At 47.5% G+C, this 22,943-nt stretch carries 17 protein-coding genes; 4 read left to right on the top strand and 13 right to left on the bottom strand.

The features are described 5' to 3' along the window. Positions 1–90: 90 nt before the first annotated feature. A complete protein-coding gene (locus L5M40_RS18770) occupies positions 91–723 on the bottom strand; it encodes a YchE family NAAT transporter (protein ID WP_006081420.1) in 633 nt (210 codons plus the stop codon). A 318-nt stretch (positions 724–1,041) separates the two neighbouring features. Between L5M40_RS18770 and adhE the strand changes: the two genes are divergently transcribed. Then, on the top strand, positions 1,042–3,645 hold the full coding sequence (gene adhE / locus L5M40_RS18765; protein ID WP_263257049.1) for a bifunctional acetaldehyde-CoA/alcohol dehydrogenase: 2,604 nt from the start codon (positions 1,042–1,044) through the stop codon (positions 3,643–3,645). Between the two features lie 237 nt (positions 3,646–3,882). Here adhE and L5M40_RS18760 read toward each other — a convergent pair whose 3' ends face one another. The 4 genes from L5M40_RS18760 to L5M40_RS18745 all read right to left on the bottom strand — a co-directional run bounded on the left by L5M40_RS18760 (position 3,883) and on the right by L5M40_RS18745 (position 9,561). Then, positions 3,883–4,818 carry a M14 family metallocarboxypeptidase gene (locus tag L5M40_RS18760; RefSeq protein ID WP_263257048.1) on the bottom strand — a complete coding sequence of 312 codons (936 nt, stop codon included), beginning with the start codon at positions 4,816–4,818 and terminating at the stop codon, positions 3,883–3,885. A gap of 146 nt (positions 4,819–4,964) precedes the next feature. Continuing rightward, positions 4,965–5,423: a GNAT family N-acetyltransferase gene (locus tag L5M40_RS18755; RefSeq protein WP_263257047.1), complete on the bottom strand. Its 459-nt coding sequence runs from the start codon at positions 5,421–5,423 to the stop codon at positions 4,965–4,967. Positions 5,424–5,647: 224 nt separating this feature from the next. Then, positions 5,648–7,699, bottom strand: coding sequence for an alpha/beta hydrolase family protein (locus tag L5M40_RS18750; protein ID WP_263257045.1), 2,052 nt, complete (start codon positions 7,697–7,699; stop codon positions 5,648–5,650). A gap of 317 nt (positions 7,700–8,016) precedes the next feature. Continuing rightward, entirely contained in the window at positions 8,017–9,561 is a 1,545-nt protein-coding gene (locus L5M40_RS18745) for a fumarate hydratase (protein WP_028760137.1), read from the bottom strand. 119 nt (positions 9,562–9,680) lie between these two features. Between L5M40_RS18745 and pabB the strand changes: the two genes are divergently transcribed. Together pabB and L5M40_RS18735 are read left to right on the top strand one after the other, a co-directional pair. Continuing rightward, complete coding sequence (gene pabB / locus L5M40_RS18740; protein ID WP_263257044.1) at positions 9,681–11,093, top strand: aminodeoxychorismate synthase component I; 1,413 nt, start codon at positions 9,681–9,683, stop codon at positions 11,091–11,093. Between the two features lie 31 nt (positions 11,094–11,124). After that, positions 11,125–11,712 carry a CoA pyrophosphatase gene (locus tag L5M40_RS18735; protein ID WP_028760139.1) on the top strand — a complete coding sequence of 196 codons (588 nt, stop codon included), beginning with the start codon at positions 11,125–11,127 and terminating at the stop codon, positions 11,710–11,712. Between the two features lie 67 nt (positions 11,713–11,779). Here L5M40_RS18735 and L5M40_RS18730 read toward each other — a convergent pair whose 3' ends face one another. After that, positions 11,780–12,115, bottom strand: coding sequence for a hypothetical protein (locus L5M40_RS18730; protein ID WP_263257043.1), 336 nt, complete (start codon positions 12,113–12,115; stop codon positions 11,780–11,782). A gap of 150 nt (positions 12,116–12,265) precedes the next feature. On the opposite strand from L5M40_RS18730, the gene asnS reads away from it, so the two are divergent. Further along, positions 12,266–13,666 (top strand): asparagine--tRNA ligase, encoded by a 1,401-nt coding sequence (gene asnS / locus L5M40_RS18725; RefSeq protein ID WP_105252305.1) that lies wholly within the window; start codon positions 12,266–12,268, stop codon positions 13,664–13,666. A 124-nt stretch (positions 13,667–13,790) separates the two neighbouring features. Here the strand turns inward: asnS and L5M40_RS18720 are convergent, their stop codons facing one another. From L5M40_RS18720 to hrpA, 7 genes are all read right to left on the bottom strand, one after another. Continuing rightward, a complete protein-coding gene (locus L5M40_RS18720) occupies positions 13,791–14,162 on the bottom strand; it encodes a DUF1801 domain-containing protein (protein ID WP_263257042.1) in 372 nt (123 codons plus the stop codon). 201 nt (positions 14,163–14,363) lie between these two features. Then, complete coding sequence (locus tag L5M40_RS18715) at positions 14,364–14,951, bottom strand: cytochrome c3 family protein (RefSeq protein WP_028760143.1); 588 nt, start codon at positions 14,949–14,951, stop codon at positions 14,364–14,366. Between the two features lie 8 nt (positions 14,952–14,959). Then, positions 14,960–15,445: a nitrate reductase cytochrome c-type subunit gene (locus L5M40_RS18710; RefSeq protein ID WP_105252303.1), complete on the bottom strand. Its 486-nt coding sequence runs from the start codon at positions 15,443–15,445 to the stop codon at positions 14,960–14,962. 10 nt (positions 15,446–15,455) lie between these two features. After that, positions 15,456–17,945 (bottom strand): nitrate reductase catalytic subunit NapA, encoded by a 2,490-nt coding sequence (gene napA, locus L5M40_RS18705; protein ID WP_263257077.1) that lies wholly within the window; start codon positions 17,943–17,945, stop codon positions 15,456–15,458. Positions 17,946–17,947: 2 nt separating this feature from the next. Continuing rightward, the gene (locus tag L5M40_RS18700) at positions 17,948–18,205 is read right to left on the bottom strand and encodes a chaperone NapD (RefSeq protein ID WP_028760146.1); all 258 of its coding nucleotides are present in this window, start codon (positions 18,203–18,205) and stop codon (positions 17,948–17,950) included. A 43-nt stretch (positions 18,206–18,248) separates the two neighbouring features. Further along, complete coding sequence (locus tag L5M40_RS18695; protein WP_028760147.1) at positions 18,249–18,407, bottom strand: nitrate reductase; 159 nt, start codon at positions 18,405–18,407, stop codon at positions 18,249–18,251. Positions 18,408–19,011: 604 nt separating this feature from the next. Next, positions 19,012–22,887, bottom strand: a complete 3,876-nt coding sequence (gene hrpA, locus L5M40_RS18690; protein WP_411569089.1) for an ATP-dependent RNA helicase HrpA — start codon at positions 22,885–22,887, stop codon at positions 19,012–19,014. Positions 22,888–22,943 lie beyond the last annotated feature (56 nt).

Here is a 22,943-nt window from a genome sequence, read left to right as displayed (position 1 = left end):
ACAAGGATCAGATAGAAATAAAAAACGCATTGAAAATTCCAATGCGTTTTTCTAGAGAAAGGAACACTTAATCTGTGACTGAAAATGACTCTAACTGAAAAGCTGTGGGAATAATCCCTTCACACCAGCCGCAATGACTTCGATACCAATAGATAACATCAAGAGTCCCATGAGACGGGTAATCACGTTAATACCCGTTTTGCCGAGGATCTTATAAATGATAGATGCCATTCTAAACAGGCCAAAACTCACTAAACCAAACACTATCACAGTAATGAACATCGCAATAATGTTCGACAATGAATTATGCTCAGCGGCAAAGACAATCACCGAACTGATAGCGCCAGGTCCCGCCATCAGTGGTAAAGCCAAAGGCACAACCGCCACAGATTCCATCGCCGAGGATTCACGGTCTTCTTCTTGGTTACGCTTCACTTCGCCTAACTTACCTTGCAACATTGACATCGCAATAATGGCAATCAGGCTGCCACCAGCAATTCTAAAGGCAGATAACGAAATGCTGAACATATTCAGAATGTGCTGCCCCGCCACAATCGTGACTAAGAGGATTACCACAACCGCAAAGTTCGCTACTTTACCCGTGTGATTCCGCTCAGCCTCCGTTTGATGGCTGGTTAAGCTCACAAACACAGGCAACAAGCCAACCGGATTAATGATGGCAACGAGGCCAAGAAAAAATTTAACGTAAAGAGTTAACTCCAAGGGACTATCCTTATGTGCGTGTCACGCCGTCTTCATCAAAATAAGCTTGAGGGCAAGTATAGTATCTCAAGCGCTATTGACTGAAAAATGAGATTTTTGAGGTTAAATCACAACTTCGAATAATATTTAGTTATCGAAGCCGATGCATTTTCAGCGCAATTTTAAACAAACAAGTTACCCTAAGTGTAGTTTTATTACATAAAAGCACGATATTGTCGTTGATATCACACTTTCAACGCGGCTTTAGGTGTAATTTTCTACCATAAAGAGGATTTAGTGAATGCCTTGATTCACTAAATCTTTTTAGGAGTATTAATCATGACAGTGACCAATGCACAAGAACTGGATCTCATGGTCGAGCGAGTGGCGAAAGCACAAGCCGAGTATGCGACATTCAGCCAAGCGCAAGTCGATAAAATTTTCCGTGCAGCCGCCCTTGCCGCTGCCGATGCGCGTATCTCGCTGGCCAAAATGGCCGCCGCAGAAACCCGCATGGGTGTAGTTGAAGACAAAGTAATTAAAAACCACTTTGCCTCCGAATACATTTATAACAAATATAAAGATGAAAAAACCTGCGGAATTTTATCTGAAGATGTCACCTTCGGTACTATTACCATTGCTGAACCCGTAGGCATTATCTGTGGCATAGTCCCCACCACGAACCCCACATCGACTGCCATTTTTAAAGCCTTAATCAGCCTTAAAACCCGTAACGCAATTATCTTCTCGCCCCATCCTAGGGCCAAAGTTTCAACCACAACCGCAGCAAAATTAGTGCTTGATGCTGCCATAGCCGCGGGCGCACCCAAAGACATTATTGGTTGGATTGATGAACCCAGCGTTGCACTATCAAATCAATTAATGACTCACCCTAAGGTCAATTTAATCCTCGCAACGGGAGGCCCAGGCATGGTGAAAGCCGCCTACTCTTCCGGTAAACCTGCTATTGGCGTAGGTGCGGGTAACACGCCTATTGTTATCGATGAAACCGCCGACATCAAACGCGCAGTCAGTTCGATTCTCATGTCAAAAACCTTCGATAACGGTGTGGTTTGTGCGTCAGAGCAAGCGGTAATTGTGGTCGACAGTATTTATGAGCAGGTTAAAGAGCGTTTCACAACCCACGGTGGCTATATGCTATCGAAGGATGAAACCGCGGCGATGCAGCAGGTCATTTTAAAAAATGGCGGTTTGAATGCCGATATCGTTGGCCAAAGCGCTGCCAGTATCGCGAAAATGGCGGGCTTTGAAGTGCCACACTGGACAAAAGTGTTGATTGGTGAAGTCACCGACATTTGCGACAGCGAAGCCTTCGCCCATGAAAAATTATCGCCATTACTTGGCATGTACCGCGCCATCGACTTTAACGATGCCATGGATAAAGCCGAAGCCTTAGTCGCGCTCGGCGGCATTGGCCACACATCAGGGCTTTATACCGACCAAGATACCCAAACAGAACGTGTGCATGCCTTTGGTTTTAGAATGAAAACAGCACGTATTTTGATCAACACCCCAGCCTCACAGGGCGGCATTGGCGATCTGTACAACTTCAAACTGGCACCTTCGCTCACTTTAGGCTGTGGTTCTTGGGGTGGCAACTCGATTTCAGAAAACGTTGGCCCTAGTCATCTGATCAATAAAAAAACCGTCGCTAAGAGGGCCGAAAACATGTTGTGGCATAAACTTCCTGCATCTATCTATTTCCGCCGCGGCAGTTTACCCATCGCGCTCGAAGAACTGAGCGATAAAAAACGCGCCTTAATCATCACAGACAGATTTTTGTTCAATCACGGTTATTGCGATGAAACCATGCGGATTTTAAAAGCCCAAGGCCTTGAAACCGAAATTTTTTACGATGTTGAAGCCGACCCCACCTTAGCCATAGTCCGTCAAGGCGCTAAGGTCGCTCAAAGCTTTAAACCCGATGTGATAATTGCGCTCGGCGGCGGCTCACCAATGGATGCGGCTAAGATTATTTGGGTAATGTACGAGCATCCAGATGTGGATTTTGCCGATCTAGCATTGCGCTTTATGGACATTCGTAAACGTATCTACAAATTCCCCAAAATGGGCACCAAAGCCATGATGGTGGCAATTCCGACGACTTCAGGCACTGGCTCAGAAGTCACACCTTTTGCGGTAGTGACAGACGAAATTACCGGTAAAAAATACCCGATTGCCGACTATCAACTCACGCCCAATATGGCGATTGTTGATCCAAATCTTGTGATGGACATGCCTAAATCCCTCACCGCCTTTGGTGGCATAGATGCGGTGACCCATGCATTAGAAGCCTATGTCAGCGTGATGGCGAATGAGTACAGCGATGGCCAAGCGCTACAAGCCCTCGACTTACTGTGCAAATATTTACCCGATGCCTACAACTTGGGGTCACAATCACCTGTCGCCCGTGAAAAGGTCCACAATGGCGCCACTATTGCGGGTATCGCCTTTGCTAACGCTTTCCTTGGGATTTGCCACTCAATGGCACACAAACTGGGCGCCGAGTTCCATCTCGCCCATGGCCTAGCCAATGCGCTGCTGATCAACAACGTAATACGCTTTAACGCAACGGATCTGCCCACTAAGCAAGCGGCCTTTAGCCAATACGACAGGCCAAAAGCCCTGTGCCGTTATGCTGCCATCGCAGATCACTTGAAACTAGGCGGAAAGACGGATGAAGAAAAAGTCGAAAAATTGCTTGAGAAAATCACACACCTCAAGAAGACGATTGGCATTCCTGCTTCTATCCAAGAAGCCGGTGTCAACGAAGCCGACTTCCTCGCCAAGTTAGATGAATTAGCCGAAGATGCGTTCGATGATCAATGTACCGGTGCCAACCCACGTTACCCATTGATTAACGAGCTGAAACAACTGTTCCTCGATAGCTATTATGGCCGTGACTATAGCGACAACAACTAGGTTATCGCCTGCCAATGCTAGGCTCGTGCTTAATAAAAGCCGCGCGACATAAATGAAGAAGCCCTCGAATGAGGGCTTTTTATTGCGTGATGTTCCGTGAATGACCTAATTAGGGAGTCGATGCGTTAATCGATCGCACGCAAAATGACTTCACTAGCCGCTAACTCAACTGGGCATCACTCAACTTACGATCACTAAGCTAATCACCACTTAGCTGAGCATCACAACAAACTACGACTAACGCTGCGCCAGCACATAATCGATGGCGCTGGTGATGGCCGCAACTTGCGCCAGATTACATTCAGCTGGCGTGGCCGTTGGGCTATCTGGGTACACTTCTGTCGTTGTGTTATAGATACAGCCAGTGACACTGCTGCAAAGCCCTAATGACTTAAGTGGATAGTTAATCACCCCGTGCTGCACCACAGTCGAGCCAATGATCTCGCCTTTCTCATCGGCAGGAGCAATGTGCGTCACTTTACTCACACCGTCAATAATGGCTTTCTGAAAGGCATCCATTGAGTGTTCTGTATCACCCACAGCATAAAAACCATCTGGGATAGTACCTTTGAGGTACTCTTTACCATCACGGGCGCAAAGCGCAGGACGAAATTCTAATTCATCTGAATCAGTGGTTTCATGTAAGTCCACATGCACATCAAAATCTTGCTCTACGGATGCGACTAAGGCCATCAAGGCCGCCGATTCTTCCGCTGGACTGTTGGCATAAAATGAACGATTAGGATCGATAGCCTTAGGGTTCCAACGATTGATGGTTTCGTAACCCCAAGGACTCACGCACACGGCGATCACAAGATTGACGCGATCAACATAATGAGCCGCCTTATCCGCTAAAAATGCCAGGGCACCATGAACACCGCTGGTTTCGTAACCGTGCACGCCACCAGTCACGAGCACGGTTGGCTTTTGTGGATCAAACTGCTGGCTTTTTACCGCAAATAATGGGTAACGATCGGCATTAATCGATAAGGCGCCATATTGCACAACGGTAAGCCCAAGTGCCAAGAGTGCAGCTTCCATCGCCTTGAGTGGCGTCACGACATCGTCCTGATACGAACGCTTTATTTTGGCGCTTGCAAGCCATGCAGCTTTTTCAGCCTCGCCCCATTTTTCGCCTACGGTGCCGATGGGATAAAATGTTAAATTTGCCATAATTCCTCTATTTTTAGTTCTATTCGGTAAAGTTCTTTTTATTCAAGTTCTTTGCACTCTAGTGCTTTCGTTCAAGCTTTTTCGTTGAGTTACTATTCAGTCGAGTGATAGTGCTCGTGTTCGGATGATAAATGAGTACAGTCAACCTAAAGCAATAGCTGCATGGGAATATCACGGATCCCGCCGCGTTCTCGCTCGGGTCCAAGAGGCACAAAGCCAAAGCCTAAGTACACAGCCTGCGCATTCAGCGCCGAGTTCACGGTAAACACCCCCGGATTGCCTTGGGCTAAACATTGAGCTTTGGCATGTTCCCACAGCATTCGCGCCACGCCTTGCCCCTGTGCATGGGAGGCGACAAAAAGATGGTACAAGTGGCTATTCGCCTTCATCCCCACTACGCCAGCGAGTTGGCCCGAGTCAGTTATGGCAACATGGTACTGATAACCCATAGCAAAGTAGCTACCAATCGCCTCTATCGACATGGCATTAACTAAGATTGCAGCGCCCTCTGCGGTGCAAGTTGGGGCAATAAATTCTTGGGTTAATTGAGTGAGCAATACGCTTATTTCAGGGATGTCAGTTAAGGTTGCGGCTCGAATGTTCATCTTAACTCCTTGATTAAAAACATTTCATGACATAATAAAAAGCCAGAACAGAGTTCTGGCTTTGTTAAAACGCTGAACAAAGTGCACTTAATTGAAAACGCTTAGCTTATTTAAAGCGCTCCGCTTAAAACACTCTAATAGTCAACTCGCCGATGATAACCCTATCGGACGAGCCTTGCTTCTATGGGCTTTCGTCGCTGCAAAGCCCATAAACGCACTGGTCGTTATTGCTTAGTCCAGCGGTCCATCCAACCGAAGACATTAGCATACCATTGCTCTAAGTTTTCAGGTTTTAAGATCCAATGGTTTTCATCAGGGAAAATCAATAACTCTGATGGGATCCCTTTGCGCTGCATAAAACTGAATGCCGCTAAACCTTGACCATAAGGGACGCGGAAGTCCTTCTCACCGTGGATAACCAGCATGGGTGTTTTCCAGTTTTCAACATAATTCACTGGGTTAAACTTCTCATATAACGCTTTGTTATCTGAGTAAGTACCACCAAACTCATGCTCTGCGAACCACACTTCTTCGGTCACGTAATACATAGAACGCATATCGAACAGACCCGCGTGGTTAACTAAGCACTTGAAACCATCGTTCCAGTTACCTTGGATCCAGTTCATCATGTAGCCGCCGTAAGAACCGCCGAGCGCACAGGTGTTTTGCGGATCGAGCCATTTTTGTTGCTGGCTCACCGCCGCTAGACCTTTTTGTAGATCTTCTAATGGCTTACCACCCCAATCTTGGCTGATTGAATCCGTAAAGGCTTGGCCGTAACCGGTAGAGCCGTGGAAATCTACCATAACGACGCCATAACCCGCACCCGCCCATAATTGGGCATTCCAACGACCACTGAAGGCATTACCAAATGAACCTTGCGGCCCACCGTGAACGAGATAGGCAATTGGGTATTTTTTCCCTTCTTGGTAGTTCGCCGGTTTGATCCAGTAACCGTAAACGTCTTCATTATTCCAACCTTTAAAGCTGAACTGTTCAAACTTACCAAACTTGATCTCGGCCAATTTGTCTTTATTCACTTCGGTCAGACGTTTAAGCCCTTCACCTTCAGTCGTAATGCTATAGAGATCGCCCGGTTCAACTAAGGTTTTGCTATCGAAAATCAGTTGTTCGTTAGTGACCGCAATTAAACTGTTCGTGCCATCACTGTAGACAGAACGCACATCGCCAAATTGGGTATTCACTTGGAAAATTGAGACTTGACCTAGGTCTTGTGCCGTCACATACAAGGTACGATTGTCAGGAGCAAACATCAGTGAGCTTGGGCTGCGATCCCATAATGGCGCCACTTCTTTGGTTTGGCCTGTGCTAGTATCGCGCAACATAATGCCGTAGCGATCTGCTTCAAAACCCGGTTTTTTCATTGCTAAATAGGCCATGTAACGACCATCGCTCGAAAATGTTGGCTGCGCATCCCATGCAAGATTGTCTTTGGTTAAGTTGGTTGCGGTGCCACCTGTCACTGGCACTTGCCACAAATCATAGTTAGTGGTCCAAGCTTGATCTTTGCTAGGGGCTTTCGCGCTATAAACCACAAACTTACCGTCTGGGGTGAAAGTTACTTCTTCCATACCCGAGAAAGGTTTTGGCGGCGTTTCAGTATCTAAACCTTGAGTCACATCCACTACTTTAGTCAGTTTTTCACCGTTTACAGCGCCAACAAATAAATGGTTACGGGCGTGGTCTTCCCACGTATCCCAATGGCGAACCATTAACTGCTTGTATTCACGGCCAGTCGATTTACGCTCAGCTTCGGCGGTAAATTTATCCTTTGAGCAAGCTAAGTCCTTACACTCGGGGAATACACGCATGCTGAGTACAACTTGTTTACCGTCGTTTGATAATTTGTAGCCATCAATATCCAAAGGTAGATCAGAAACTTGTACCGCTTCACCGCCCGTTAATGGCAGTTGAAATAACTGGCTTGAACCACTGCGACTAGCAAGGAAATAAATCGACTTGTCGTCATTGGCGAAGCTCACATCGTGCTCTGTGCCCGTGGCAGAGGTCAATTGCAGTGGTTTCGCCTTCGTGTCTATCAAATCTAATAGATACAGATCCGAGCTGGCCTCTCCTTTATCGTTTACCGTTTTAAGACCATAAACTAATTTAGTGCCATCGTGGGACACAGTCGCAGAGTGCATCTTATTGAGTTTAATGAGTTGTTGCACAGTAAAAGGCGTTGGATCGGCCGCTTGGGCTGATAACGCCAGTCCCGCAGCGCCGAGCGCCAATAGGAGAGGAGCTATTTTCATTGTTATGTCCGTCTTTGGTTAAACTGGTTCGATAGTTGCGCCAATCATTGCAAGGGTTCTATTGAAATTGCAATAGTTCTACTGAGTTGCAACCGCACGAATGTTAAAAAACGATCTGAGATCGTATCTTTCGAAGATAAGCTTGCCACACTATCGAAACAAAAACGCTCAGGCAAGCCAAATGGCGAACCTGAGCGTATTTTTTTGTGACAAAATGTCAGTGGCGCAGTGTTTTACCTCAAGAACAGATATCAGAGCTCAAACTTAAGCTATTTTGCTTAAAAAGCCATCAAGTTCAATCCGCTGCATCCTCACCTTTACGCTTTCGCGTTGGCGATATTCACTTTCCAAATTGCAGGGCCAGTTTCATGGGCGTTCACACCATGCGAATCCACAGCCACAGTCACTGGCATATCTTGCACATCAAACTCGTAAATCGCTTCCATGCCCAAATCAGCAAAGGCCACGACACGAGAATGTTTAATCGCTTTAGACACTAAATACGCAGCGCCGCCAACGGCCATCAGATATACCGCTTTGTGTTTTTTGATTGATTCAACTGTCGCAGGGCCGCGCTCAGCTTTACCTATCATGCCCATCAAGCCCGTTTTCTCTAACATTAAGTCCGTGAATTTATCCATACGAGTTGCTGTGGTTGGGCCCGCAGGGCCGACAACTTCAGTACCCACTGGATCAACTGGGCCAACGTAGTAAATAAACTTACCGGTAAAGTCCACGCCTTCTGGCAGACCTTCACCGCTTTCAATCAGGCTTTGAATGCGCTTATGGGCAGCATCGCGACCTGTGAGCATTTTACCGCTCAGCAGAATGGTTTCACCGCTCTGCCACTGCTCGATATCCGCTTGAGTCACTGTATCTAAGTTCACGCGGCGCACATCATCACCCACTTCACGGGTGATTTCTGGCCAATCGGCCAATGATGGTGGCGTCAATTCAGCTGGACCTGAGCCATCTAAATGGAAATGTACGTGGCGTGTAGCAGCGCAATTTGGGATCATCACCACTGGCTTTGACGCCGCGTGGGTGGGCGCCGATTTAATTTTAACGTCTAACACTGTGGTTAAACCGCCAAGACCTTGTGCACCTATGCCTAAGCTATTCGCGCGCTCAAAAATGTCTAAACGCAGCTTTTCTTCGGTCGTTTGCGCGCCACGGGCCATCAACTCATGGATATCCACGCTTTCCATCAGCGCTTCTTTGGCTAATACGGCCGCTTTTTCCGCCGTGCCGCCGATGCCTATACCCAGCATACCCGGTGGACACCAGCCCGCGCCCATGGTCGGTAGCGTTTTTTCTACCCAAGCGGCGATATCATCAGATGGGTTTAACATTACCATCTTAGCTTTGTTTTCACTGCCGCCGCCTTTAGCCGCAATCGCCACTTCGATGTGGTTGCCTGGCACCATGTCGATATGCACTACAGATGGGGTGTTATCTTTGGTATTTTTACGGCTGCCCGCAGGATCTGACACTATTGATGCGCGCAGTGGGTTATCAGGATTGGTATAGGCACGACGAACACCTTCGTCGACCATTTCCTGGATCGTCATATCGGTTTTGTCCCATTGGACACCCATACCCACTTTCACGAAAGTGGTCACAATCCCAGTATCTTGACACAGAGGACGCTTACCTTCGGCCGACATACGCGAGTTAATTAAGATCTGGGCAATTGCATCCTTCGCCGCCGCACTTTGTTCACGCTCATAAGCTTGGCTCATGGCATCAACAAAATCCTTCGGGTGGTAATAAGAAATGTATTGCAAAGCATCCGCCACACTTTCAATAAAGTCGGCTTGTTTAATCACAGAAGTTTCAGACATTTTATGGTGAGATGACATAGTAGGAGCGCTCCAGCAGCCTTTGCGGCCTAACTTGTTTTTGTTTAATTCTTTCTGGGCCAATATGATACTCTTTCACATCTTTTTGGGCTACATCACATTTTGAATAGGGTTAATCGATGGCAATTAGGGCGTCAAAACAGCTTGCATCACGCCAACTTGACTGGACATTAAGTACCGCAGCACTGTTTGAACACTTTGCAAATGACACTTGGGCAATTCTGTTAGATTCGGCGAACGCGCCGCATCAAGACGCCAGATTCGACATTATTTGCGCCAATCCTATCGCAACGTTAGTAACCAAGGGTGAACGTAGCGATATAAAGCTCATCGATACGAGCTTGAGCTTACCCGAGGCAATAGACCCAAACCGTGATCCCTTCGACCTGCTCAACACTTTATTAAATCATTGGTATTCAAAATCTTTTGATTGCGACTTGCCCTTTAGTGGTGGCGCAATGGGCAGTTTTAGCTACGATTTGGGCCGCAGAATTGAATCCCTGCCGATAACGGCCAAGCAAGATATTCAACTGCCAGAGATGAACATCGGCTTTTACGACTGGGCGTTAGTTTTTGATTACCAAGCCCAGTGTTGGCATTTACTGCATTATTTAGGTGAAGCAGCACTCGATATTGAATTGAATAAAATTCAAGATAAAATCGCCAAAAAGCCAAACTCTGCCAGATTCATGCTCACAGGCCCATGGACAGCACAGATAGACAAAGCTCAATACACGGCCAAATTTGCAGCAGTTCAAGCCTATTTGCACAGCGGTGATTGCTATCAAATAAATTTAACCCAAAGATTCGAAGCCCATTATCAAGGCGATGAATGGTCAGCCTATAGCCAACTGCGCAATGCCAATAAAGCACCCTTCTCGGCCTTTATGCGTCTGCCGCAAAACACGATTTTATCGATTTCACCCGAGCGCTTTATTCAGCTTCGCGGTGACGATATTCAAACCAAACCTATCAAAGGCACACTGCCGCGTCATACCGATCCCGCATTAGATGTTAAAGCCGCCAATACACTGGCAAACTCACCAAAGGATCGCGCCGAAAATGTCATGATTGTCGATTTACTGCGCAATGATATCGGCAAAGTGGCGGCAGCAGGCTCAGTACGTGTACCGCATCTATTTGAGATTGAAAGTTTTCCTGCCGTGCATCACTTAGTCAGTACGGTGACGGCCAAGCTTGATAGCCGATTCACGGCAAGTGATTTACTGCGCGCGGCGTTTCCCGGCGGCTCAATTACCGGCGCACCTAAAATTCGTGCCATGGAAATTATCGAAGAGCTCGAACCTTCACGGCGCAGCCTTTATTGTGGATCTATGGGTTATATCAGCCAAGACGGTCAAATGGATACCAGCATCACCATTCGCACTATTGTGTCTGAGCAGGGCAAACTCTATTGCTGGGCGGGCGGCGGCATAGTGGCGGATTCAGAAGTGGATGCCGAGTACCAAGAAACCTTTGATAAGATCAGCCGTATTTTACCTTTGCTTGGCGCTGCATCACAAAAGCCGTAAGCTTTAATACTAAACAGTCACGAGAACGTCGATGGATCAAGCGGAATTTAGACTCAGATTTAATCTGCACCCGTTAGCGCGGCAAGATCCGGCGGCATTCCCTCACCTTGGACTGCGCAAAGCCGCGGTTTTGATCCCACTGCTGGAGATGAACGGTGAGCTGAATCTAATTTTAACCCAAAGACCTATGCATCTGCGCGCCCATCCGGGGCAGATCAGTTTCCCAGGCGGTAAAATTGAGCCCTATGATATTGATGCGATTGCGGCCGCATTAAGGGAAGCAGAAGAGGAAATTGGACTCTCAAGGCATAACGTCGAGGTGGTGGGCACGTTTCCAGCCCATAATACCTTCACAGGGTTTGAAATCACTCCTGTGATAGGCATTATCAAGCAGGCATTTGATTTAAAACTCGATCCCGGTGAGGTAGCCGATTGCTTTACCGTGCCATTAAGCTTTTTTATTGAACCGAATAATCGCCACCAAAAACGCTTTTTACGCCAAGGGCGCTATTACAGCGTGCATTTTATTCCCTATCAACAACGGTTTATCTGGGGTGCGACTGCCGCGATTATCGACCATCTGTGCCGCCAATTAAGCATTCCTGCCGATATCCTCTGACTTCACTTGCCATTGCTAAACCGTTAAAAAGCCAAACTGTTAAATTAGCCAAACAATGATGCCTAGCTTAAACCACCAAGTGGATATACAAACCGGCGACAATAGAGGTTAACAGCAACATGGGAATATTAAACCAATAACCCATACGACTGTGGAGGGCGACATAATAGTTAAACGCTAAACTGACCAAACTAATACCGCCACAAACCCAAATCAAATACTGCAATAGTTGGGTTTCATGTGGGTCCCAATGGACTCTAAATGTCGCGCCACGAGTCAAATAGGCCCCAACTTCACGGTCTGGCCTTGCATCACTAAACACTAATAGCGCATAGACGGCTATTGCCCAGCCTAAAATGGATAAGGTCGCAAGGATAATTTGAAATATTCTAGTCTTGCTCATACCGCCTCCCGCCGTTTAACTCACTATATCGCTCAATATCGATATTATTAACCTCAGGATACCTTTTTCAGCTTGAGAAAAGCCACCAGCAAGGTAATATAAACCTCCAAAATTTTCATATAAAACGTTTCGTTGGAGAATTAAGCAACAATGAGCATTGCATCTGTCGCATCTGTATTTAAAGGTGAGCACGCCGTCGGTTCTAAAGTCACAGTGCGTGGCTGGGTCAGAACCCGTCGTGACTCTAAAGCCGGCATCTCTTTTTTAGCTGTTTACGACGGCTCTTGCTTTAATCCTATCCAAGGTGTCGTGCCCAATAGCTTAGATAATTACGACAACGAAGTGTTAAAGCTGACTGCGGGTTGCTCTGTTGTAATGACTGGCGACGTGGTGGAATCTCCTGGTGCAGGCCAAGCATTTGAGCTGCAAGTGACTGAACTTGAAGTCGCTGGCTGGGTTGATGATCCAGACACTTACCCAATGGCCGCTAAGCGTCATTCAATTGAACATTTACGCGAATTAGCGCACTTACGCCCACGTACTAACATTATTGGTGCCGTTGCTCGCGTACGTAACTGTCTATCCCAAGCGATTCACCGCTTCTACCACGAAGAAGGCTTTATTTGGGTATCGACCCCACTTATCACAGCATCAGATTGCGAAGGCGCCGGTGAGATGTTCCGCGTATCGACCTTAGATATGGAAAACCTGCCGCGTACTGAAGCGGGTAAAGTCGATTACGATAAAGATTTCTTCGGTAAAGAAGCTTTCCTGACCGTATCAGGTCAGTTGAATGCTGAAACCTACGCCTGTGCACTGTCAAAAGTGTATACCTTTGGCCCGACTTTCCGTGCTGAAAACTCAAACACTAGCCGCCACTTAGCGGAATTCTGGATGGTTGAGCCTGAAGTCGCCTTCGCCAACTTAAACGACATCGCAGGCCTTGCCGAAGCTATGTTGAAATACGCGTTCAATGCCGTATTGACTGAGCGTATGGACGATTTAACCTTCTTCGCCCAACACGTTGATAAGACTGTGATCGACCGTCTGCAATCTTTCGTTTCAAGCGATTTTGCTCAAGTGGATTACACGGATGCGGTTGAAATTCTGCAAAACTGTGGCAGAACCTTCGAGTTCCCTGTGTCTTGGGGCATCGATTTATCTTCTGAGCATGAGCGTTACTTAGCTGAAGAACACTTCAAAGCCCCTGTGGTAGTGAAGAACTATCCAAAAGATATCAAAGCCTTCTACATGCGCTTAAACGACGATGGCAAAACCGTTGCCGCGATGGACGTGTTAGCCCCAGGTATTGGTGAGATCATCGGTGGCTCTCAACGCGAAGAGCGTTTAGACGTGCTGGATATGCGTTTAGCCGAAATGGATCTGAACCAAGAAGATTACTGGTGGTACCGTGATATGCGCCGTTATGGCACAGTGCCACATGCAGGTTTTGGTCTAGGGTTTGAGCGTTTAGTATCTTACGTGACGGGCGTGAACAACATTCGTGATGTTATCCCTTTCCCACGTGCACCGCGCACTGCGAACTTCTAATCTCCCTTAACTTGGGACTGCATAGCTAAGACATCTCTATTAAGCCTTAGCAAAACGAAAGGAGCTGAATATTCAGCTCCTTTTTTGTTCGTCCGTTTTAGTCACATCACGCGGCAAACAACCATTAATCCGCCAGACTCAACGCCTGCGCAATATATTCCGCGACTCGCTTGGCAGCAATATCATCGATTGACACCAACTTAATATGGCGACGAAACTTGCCACTGCCTTCAAGTACCTGATGTGGATCGCTAAGATTCGCGCCTAAGCTAAACTCCAATGAAACATGCTGTTTATAGGCAAACACACCACAAAAACTGGCTTTGGTGCTAAAGAGTATACCGCCGTATTTAACGGCTTCAGTAATGGCCCGCGACGATGTGGTAGCGGCAGTTTTGACCTCCTGCCTCACCCCCTGCACTATTTCAAACAGACTCGGACTGATACATAAAATATCTTCTAACAGTTTTTCAAGTTGCGGCTGATCTTCCATCATGATCTCTTTACCTCTCATACAAGCAAGACTATCTCAGTCAGATTGTAGCGCGCTAATCGGACTGAATAACACCCTATTGAAGCATCCCTAAAAAATAGTGACGTGCAAATAAAAAGGCCAAGCGTGGAGTACGCTTGGCCTTTTGCTGGAGTTGTCCAACTTAGCAAGGCTAAGTCACACGGATAAACACTGCGCCCTAGATTAAAACCCCTTCACACCGGCCATGTCAGGGAGATGATGAGCAATCCCCTTGTGGCAGTCGATACAGGTCTTTTCGCCGCTTGCCAGTGACGTTGAGTGCATCTGCGCCGCTCTGGGTGATTGGCGAGTAAAGTCCATGTAAGTGAAGTTATGGCAGTTACGACACTCGAGCGAATCATTGGCCTTTAACCTTGCCCACTCATGTTCTGCCAGTTCACGACGCTTATCTTCAAACTTCTCACGGGTATTAATCGTCCCAAAAACCTTACCCCACACTTCCTTAGATGCCTGCATCTTACGGGCAATTTTATCGGTCCAGTTATGCGGTACGTGGCAATCAGGACACGTCGCCCGCACGCCACTGCGGTTAGTGAAATGAATCGTCGTCTGTAACTCTTGATAGACGTTATTTTCCATCTCATGGCAACCGATACAGAAAGCTTCTTGGTTGGTCACTTCTAGGGCAGTGTTAAATCCGCCCCAGAAAATCACGCCAGCCACAAAACCACCTAAGGTCAAAAAACCTAAACTGTAATGCACACTCGGACGATTGAGTACCTGCCAGATTTTTTTCAGTTTATCTAACATGCTAACTCCTAGTGTTTTTTCTGCTCAGTGTTGGCTTTGATCAGATGTTCCATATCCACAAAGTCGTTTTCGACCAGTAACTTGGCATCTAACTGCGGCACATGACACTGAGTGCAAAAATAGCGGCGCGGCGATAACTCGGCTAAAAAGTTATTGTCCCTGTCCATAAAATGCGTGACGCTGACCATAGGCGCTTGCGAATCACCAATGCGGTTACGAGCATGGCAAGCCATACACTTGTTCACTTTAAGATCAAGCTGATAGCCGTCGATCTTGTGTGGGATCACCGGTGGTTGCATGGGATAACTGCGCACTTCCTTCACATCGGTATTACGCACACTTTGCATCGCAGGTGGCGTAGGCTCGACATTGATAGGCGCTTGGCGCAGGGTATCAATTTTATCTTCGGGAATACTGGCGGCAGACACACTTGTCATGATGAATGAGCCAAATACCAATAAACCGATCGCTGAGACTAATTTTAGGGTTTTCATCGTGTTCTCCTTAAACCTTGACGATCTTCACCGCACACTTTTTAAAGTCAGTTTGTTTTGACAAGGGATCTGTCGCATCTAAAGTGACTTTATTAATGAGCTGGCTAGCATCAAACCAAGGCACGAACACTAAACCCACGGGCGGTTTATTGCGGCCACGGGTTTCGACTCGGGTCTTAATTTCACCGCGACGGGACACCACGCGAATTTCATCGCCACGGCGCAAACCGCGTTTCTTCGCATCTTCGGGGTGCATAAAACATACGGCATCGGGGAAAGCACGATATAACTCAGGCACACGTTGGGTCATAGAACCCGAATGCCAGTGTTCCAACACTCGACCCGTCGACAACCAGATATCATATTCTTCATCGGGCGCTTCTGCGGCAGGTTCATAGGGCAGCGCGAAAATCACCGCACGACCATCGGGATGACCGTAGAACTCAAAGCCCTTACCTGCTTTAACATAAGGATCTGTGCCTTCACGGAAGCGCCACTTGGTTTCTTTACCATCGACCACAGGCCAACGCAGACCATGAGCCTCATGGTAAACATCAAATGGGGCGAGATCGTGGCCATGGCCGCGGCCAAAGGTCGCATATTCCTCGAATAAGCCTTTTTGGACATAGAAGCCAAAGTGTTTAGCCTCATCGTTCAAATACTTAGGATCGGCATCCGCAAGTGGGAACTTATCAACATTACCGTTCTGATAAAGGACTTCGAATAGGGTTTTCCCTTTGAACTCAGGGTTCGCCGCTAATACATCCTTAGGCCAGACTTCGTCTGTGGTGAAACGCTTCGCAAACTCCATCAATTGCCACAGATCCGAATGAGACTCACCCGGTGCCTGCACCATTTGATGCCAAAACTGAGTGCGGCGCTCGGCATTACCGTAGGCGCCCTCTTTTTCCACCCACATAGCGGTGGGCAAAATCAAATCGGCAGCTTGAGTCGTCACCGTCGGATAGGCATCGGACACCACGATAAAGTTGGCAGGGTTACGGTAACCCGGTAAACCTTCTTCATTGATGTTTGGGCCCGCCTGCATATTGTTGTTCACTTGCACCCAGTAGCAATTTAAGTCGCCATCTTTTAGACGACGGTTTTGCTCGACGGCGTGATAACCGGGTTTAGGTGGAATAATGCCGCTTGGGATCTTCCAAATGTCTTCGGCATGCTTTCTGTGCTCAGGATTGGTCACGACCATATCGGCGGGTAAACGATGGGAAAACGTCCCCACTTCACGGGCCGTGCCACAGGCTGATGGTTGACCCGTCAAAGAGAATGGACTGTTACCTAGGGTTGAAATTTTACCCATCAAGAGATGAATGTTATAAATCAGGTTGTTACACCACACACCTCGGGTATGTTGGTTAAAACCCATGGTCCAAAATGAGGTCACTTTGATGTCGGGATCGGCATACAGCTTGGCCAGTGCAATCAGTTTATCCTCAGGTACACCCGACAACTTACTGACTTTTTCGACGCTATAATCCGCCACGAAGGCTTTAAATGTCTCAAAATCAATTGGGGTTGAATCCCCCGCCGTTTTAACATTTTTCGCTTTTTTCTCAAGGGGATGTGTCGGACGTAAACCATAACCAATATCTGTTGTGCCCTGACGGAAGTTAACGTGTTTCTTCACGAAGTCCCAGTTCACTTTATCATTCTGAATGATGTAGTTAGCTATGTAGTTCAAAATGGCTAAATCGGTTTGCGGGGTGAACACGATCGGCAAGTCGGCCAAATCGAAGGATCTGTGTTCAAAAGTCGACAACACGGCCACTTTTACATGGCTAGCACTGAGACGTCTGTCTGTCACTCGACTCCAGAGGATCGGGTGCATCTCCGCCATATTCGAGCCCCAAAGGACAAAGGCATCGGCGGCTTCCATATCGTCATAGCAACCCATAGGTTCGTCGATACCGAAGGTGCGCATAAACCCGACCACGGCTGACGCCATGCAGTGACGCGCATTCGGATCGATATTATTCGATCCAAAACCCGCTTTCATCAACTTAACGGCAGCATAACCTTCCCACACAGTCCATTGGCCCGAGCCAAACATGCCCACAGCAGTTGGCCCTTTGGCTTTAATGGTTTCTTTCCATTTTTGCGCCATGATGTCGAAGGCACTGTCCCAACTGATGGGCGAAAACTCACCGTGCTTGTCGTATTTGCCATCTGTCATCCGCAGCATAGGCGTGGTTAAGCGATCGCTGCCATACATGATTTTCGACAGGAAATAGCCCTTGATACAGTTGAGCCCACGGTTCACTTCACTGTTGGCATCGCCATGGGTGGCAACCACTTTGCCGTCGCGAGTTGCGACAATCACAGAGCAGCCCGTGCCGCAAAAACGGCAAGGGGCTTTATTCCACTCTAATTTGGTTTGTTCTGAGCTGGTAATTAAGTTGCTTGCGCCTGCGGGCAAGGCTAAACCTGCGGCGCCTGCAGCGGCAATCACCGCATTGGCCTTGATAAAGTCACGTCTGTTCATATTCATTCTTCACCCTCTTCGAGCACTTCACTCTGGTGGTAAACCATAGTGGCTGATAACACGCCCGGAATGGCATTGATCGCTTCGATACTGTCCATCAAGGCGCGTTGCGTCTCGCCTTCGATCACGACGACCAATTTCACTTCGTTGTTGACGGAAAGTTCGGCATTTTCAATGGTCATTATCTGTTGTCTAACATCTGCCATTTTCTGCGGTAAGACCTGCACCACTAAACTGGTGATATGGAGTTCTTTGCTCATCCGACATTCCACTCTTATTTTTAACTATTTGATGATGTTACGTTTAACCAGCGCCCGGTGGACCCGTCAAAATTTGGCTGAACCAAATAGCAAAGCCCAGACCACTGACCAGTAGTACGGACAATAACGGTGCGAGAAACACGGTTAAAAAGATAAAGATTTTCAGTTCTAAGGATTTTTCTTCTGCGGTGCTAGCACTCATGCATCCTCCAAGAGGTGTGTTCCTGCCACTTTGAATGCGCTGCAAAAAATCGCCAGCGGCAGGTTTTATGTATATCTATTGCATCTTTGGATCACGAAGCGATCATACCTTTTAGTTGTTAACAAAATGTATACCTCCAAATTGGTAAAGCGGATGATGCTTGATCCAGATCATCAATTTGATGTGAGTATTCGTCAGATCTCAGTTTTTAAATGCTTTTTTCAATTACAAGCCAGATTATTGAATTGATTTTATGATTAACAAACGACTGAAATGGATAAATCACTACGAGAAAACAACAGAAAACCCTCAAAAAAAACCTGAGTATTCATAAAGGAGTAGGCAGTAGAAAGGTGTAAAAACATGCGAGATAACGACTTGATCCCAAAAGAAAGATATTCGGCATAAAAGCATCGCTGCCACCCAAAAAAGCGCTCATTTTATGGCGCACCACTGGAGGTATATCGCGTGAGAAGCGTAAGCATAGGGAAAATAAAAAACCGAGAAAATGGTTAGTTTTCTCGGTTTGTTTAGTCATTTCTTGATCGCGTTATTGTTACATCAATCGGACAAAGGCGCTCAGCTCGACCTTTAAATCAGTCTATTAAACCTGTTGAATATGATTCAAAATGCGCTTTTCAGATATCGGATATGCCGTGCCTAACACCTGTGCAAAACAAGAGACACGGTACTCTTCAATCATCCAGCGCGCCTCGATTAACGCAGGTGGTGTCGGCATAGCACGTGGCACTTTCGCCAGTTGTGCGTTCAATGCTTCCTGTACCTTGTTAATGCTCTGCATATGCAAACGGTCACGGGTCGGATCAACGGGCAACTTCTCAACACGGATTTCAATCGCTTTTAAGTAACGTGCCACATCAGCTAAACGATTCCAACCACAGGATTCGACAAACCCTTTAAACACTAACTTGTCTAATTGGCTTTGAATATCACTCATAGCAAAGGCAATATCTAAGCTAATTTTACCCTTAAGACGCTTTTTAATGCTCTGATACAAGGTCAAAATCTGCTCAACCTTCAAGGCGATTTGCTCGGCGGTCGGGTTGAGTTCTTGGCGAACCCAATCCTTTGCCTGCTCAAATTGGGCTTGATTACGCACATCGAGGGCTTTTTCATCCAACAATTGCTGCACAGCGGCGGCAATAATGTCATCAATCAAGATTTGCACTTGACCGAAGGGATTGAAATACATCGCCAATTTCGCCTTATTCGGCAAAGCTTGCTGTAAGTGTTTCACCGGTGATGGAATGTTTAGCAGCAATAACCGTCGCAGACCTTGGCGATGGGTATCTAAGGCCTCAAATTCATCATCAAATAATTTGATCGCAACACTGTCTTTTTTATCGATCAGCGCCGGAAACGCCCGCACTTGGTAATTGCCTTTTTGCTGCTGATACTGCTGCGGCAAATCGCCAAAGGACCACTCAGTTAACGCTTCTTGCTCTATACCTTTATCCGCTACCTGACGAATGGCCTTCGCCACCACGCCCTGCAACTCGGCTTTTAAGGTATCGAGCACCCGACCTTCGGCCACTAAGTTGTTTTTATCGTCTTCGATTTTAAAGTTCATCTGCAAATGCGCAGGCAGTTGCGTTAAATCAAAATCTTCCGGCGATATACGCGTGCCACTCATGCGCAATAATTGCTTGCACATAGCCTCAAGCAAACTGGCACTAAAAGGCACCATGGCCTGCACACAAGCGCGGGCATAGTCAGGCGCGGGCACAAAGTTACGTCGTAAACTTTTAGGCAAAGATTTGATCAGCGCGATGCACTTTTCTTCCCGCAGCCCTGCCACTAGCCAATCAAAATCACTGTCATCAATTTGATTAAGCAGCGCCACCGGAATGTGTACAGACACGCCGTCATCACTGGCGGCAGGCTCAAAATGATAACTCAGCTGCAGGCGCAAATTGCCCTTGTGCCACGTATCGGGGAAATCCAAGGTCGAAATATGGTCGGCATTGCGCTGCATTAACAGTGCTTTGCTGAAATCGAGTAAATCCGGTTGCTCGCGCTTTACCTTCTTCCACCAGCCAAAAAACAGCTGGGCGTTGTAAATCCCTTCCGGGATCCGCGGCTCGTAAAAGTCCACCAACACTTGCTCGTCCACCAAAATATCGCGGCGACGGGATTTGTGCTCAAGGGACTCAATGTCTTCAAGCAACTTTTGGTTAGCCACAAAAAATGCTTCTTGAGTTTGCAACTGCCCTTCTGCCAAAGCACTGCGGATAAAAATCTCCCGCGCTTCAACGGGATCGATGGGGCCATATTGCACTTTACGGCGATGCACCACCGTCAAGCCATAGAGCACTTGGTTTTCAAGGGCGATAACGCTACCAGGTTTTGCCTCAAAATGGGGCTCCACATAGCTTTTCTTGATCAAATGCGCCGCTAAGGGCTCTAGCCATTCGGGTTCGATTTTGGCGCAGCAGCGAGCGAATAGGCGCGATGTTTCGGTAAGCTCAGCCGCCATGATCCACTTAGGGCCTTTTTTGGCCAGTGGCGAACCGGGAAACACAAAGAATTTACGATTACGGGCACCTAAGTACTCGTTATTGTTATCTTTAAAACCAACATGACTCAATAAGCCCGATAAGAGCGCGCGGTGCAAGCTGTCATAATTAGCTGGCGTATCGTTTAAGCGCCACTTTAAATCGTGCACGGCTTGTTTAAGCTGGGCGTATAAATCCTGCCACTCGCGAACGCGCAAATAGGCCAAATATTCATCGCGGCACTTTTTACGGAACTGACTAGCAGATAACTCTTTTTGTTGATCTTTTAAGTGCTGCCACAGGTTTATCCAACTGACGAAATCGGAACTGGGATCGGCAAAACGGCGATGGGCTTCATCACTGGCTTGCTTCTTCTCCATCGGACGTTCGCGGGGATCTTGAATCGATAAGCCCGCGGCAATCACTAACACTTCGTTCAAACAACCTAACTGCTGACTCTCGACCACCATACGCGCCAAACGCGGATCCACAGGAATTTGCGCCAAGTTGCGCCCAAGTGGTGTCAGCACTAGCTTGCCGTGTTTGCTCTCAACCGCTTGTAATTCTTCGAGCAACAGGAAACCATCGCGGATATGGCGTGGATCGGGTGGCTCGATAAAGGGGAAACCGGCGATATCACCCAAACCGATGGCCAGCATCTGCAAAATGACCGAAGCCAAGTTAGTGCGCAAGATTTCAGGATCGGTAAACGCCGGACGATTATTAAAATCCGCCTCATCGTACAAACGGATACAAATACCCGGCCCTACACGGCCACAACGGCCTTGGCGCTGATTGGCACTCGCCTGCGAGATAGGTTCAATCGGTAAACGTTGCACCTTAGTGCGATAGCTATAACGGCTGATACGCGCCGTACCAGGGTCAATAACGTAACGAATGCCCGGCACAGTCAACGAAGTTTCCGCCACGTTCGTCGCTAATACAATCCGCCGACCTCTGTGACTACTGAAAACTTTGGACTGCTCGCCATAGGATAAACGCGCGTACAGCGGCAAAATTTCGGTATCGCGGTAATTACGCCGACTCAATTGCTCGGCCGTATCGCGAATTTCCCGTTCACCGTTCATAAAGATCAGAATATCGCCCAGCCCTTCGGCCACCAGTTCATCGACGGCGGCAAAAATGCCTTCGATTTGATCTAAATCGGCATCGCTATCTTGCACTAAAGGTCGGTAACGGGTTTCGACCGGAAAGGTACGGCCCGACACTTCGATAATAGGTGCATTGTTGAAATGCTTAGAAAAACGCTCAACGTCTATGGTCGCCGACGTGATAATAACTTTGAGATCGGGGCGTCTTTTGAGAATTTGTTTGAGGTAGCCCAGAATAAAATCGATGTTGAGGCTGCGCTCGTGGGCCTCATCTATGATGATGGTATCGTATTGATCAAGATTACGATCGGAGGTTAATTCCGCCAGTAAAATACCGTCGGTCATCAACTTGATATAAGAGTCACTCTTAAGCGCATCGGCAAAACGCACTTTAAAGCCAACCACTTCACCGAGCGGACTTTGTAATTCTTCGGCGACTCGGCTCGCCACACTGCGGGCTGCTAAACGTCGTGGCTGGGTGTGGCCTATCATGCCACGGCAACCTAGGCCTAATTCCAAACAGATTTTAGGTAACTGGGTCGTTTTACCCGAACCCGTTTCACCGGCGATGATCACCACTTGATTGCCCGCAATCGCGCGTGCAATATCATCGCGCATCAAGGAAACGGGCAGGTTTTCAGGATAGTGGATTTTAGGCCGAGCGTTACGACGCTGCTCAACCTTCTCAAACGCCGCCTGCGCTTGCTCGCTCAGCTGAGCTAAGACTTGGGTCTTTTTATCTGAGTCGGCTTCTTTATTGAGCTTAAATAAACGACGACGGATCCGCGACGCGTCGCTCTGATAACAAAGATTAAGAAAGGCGTTCGATAGCGGATGTTTGTCTGAGTTCAAATCCAAATTCCATTGCTAGCATCAAAAACGGCGATCCTAGCAAGGAAAGTGGCGTA

This window comes from Shewanella sp. SM68 (assembly GCF_025653925.1).
Lineage (GTDB): Bacteria > Pseudomonadota > Gammaproteobacteria > Enterobacterales > Shewanellaceae > Shewanella > Shewanella oncorhynchi.
This window is presented reverse-complemented; position numbering and strand designations above follow the sequence as displayed.

Bases quoted from the DNA above. Each gene is read 5' to 3' on its own strand.
- adhE (WP_263257049.1), top strand. From the start codon at position 1,042: ATGACAGTGACCAATGCACAAGAACTGGATCTCATGGTCGAGCGAGTG.
- L5M40_RS18760 (WP_263257048.1), bottom strand. From the start codon at position 4,818: ATGGCAAATTTAACATTTTATCCCATCGGCACCGTAGGCGAAAAATGG.
- L5M40_RS18755 (WP_263257047.1), bottom strand. From the start codon at position 5,423: ATGAACATTCGAGCCGCAACCTTAACTGACATCCCTGAAATAAGCGTA.
- L5M40_RS18750 (WP_263257045.1), bottom strand. From the start codon at position 7,699: ATGAAAATAGCTCCTCTCCTATTGGCGCTCGGCGCTGCGGGACTGGCG.
- L5M40_RS18745 (WP_028760137.1), bottom strand. From the start codon at position 9,561: ATGTCATCTCACCATAAAATGTCTGAAACTTCTGTGATTAAACAAGCC.
- pabB (WP_263257044.1), top strand. From the start codon at position 9,681: ATGGCAATTAGGGCGTCAAAACAGCTTGCATCACGCCAACTTGACTGG.
- L5M40_RS18735 (WP_028760139.1), top strand. From the start codon at position 11,125: ATGGATCAAGCGGAATTTAGACTCAGATTTAATCTGCACCCGTTAGCG.
- L5M40_RS18730 (WP_263257043.1), bottom strand. From the start codon at position 12,115: ATGAGCAAGACTAGAATATTTCAAATTATCCTTGCGACCTTATCCATT.
- asnS (WP_105252305.1), top strand. From the start codon at position 12,266: ATGAGCATTGCATCTGTCGCATCTGTATTTAAAGGTGAGCACGCCGTC.
- L5M40_RS18720 (WP_263257042.1), bottom strand. From the start codon at position 14,162: ATGATGGAAGATCAGCCGCAACTTGAAAAACTGTTAGAAGATATTTTA.
- L5M40_RS18715 (WP_028760143.1), bottom strand. From the start codon at position 14,951: ATGTTAGATAAACTGAAAAAAATCTGGCAGGTACTCAATCGTCCGAGT.
- L5M40_RS18710 (WP_105252303.1), bottom strand. From the start codon at position 15,445: ATGAAAACCCTAAAATTAGTCTCAGCGATCGGTTTATTGGTATTTGGC.
- napA (WP_263257077.1), bottom strand. From the start codon at position 17,945: ATGAACAGACGTGACTTTATCAAGGCCAATGCGGTGATTGCCGCTGCA.
- L5M40_RS18700 (WP_028760146.1), bottom strand. From the start codon at position 18,205: ATGAGCAAAGAACTCCATATCACCAGTTTAGTGGTGCAGGTCTTACCG.
- L5M40_RS18695 (WP_028760147.1), bottom strand. From the start codon at position 18,407: ATGAGTGCTAGCACCGCAGAAGAAAAATCCTTAGAACTGAAAATCTTT.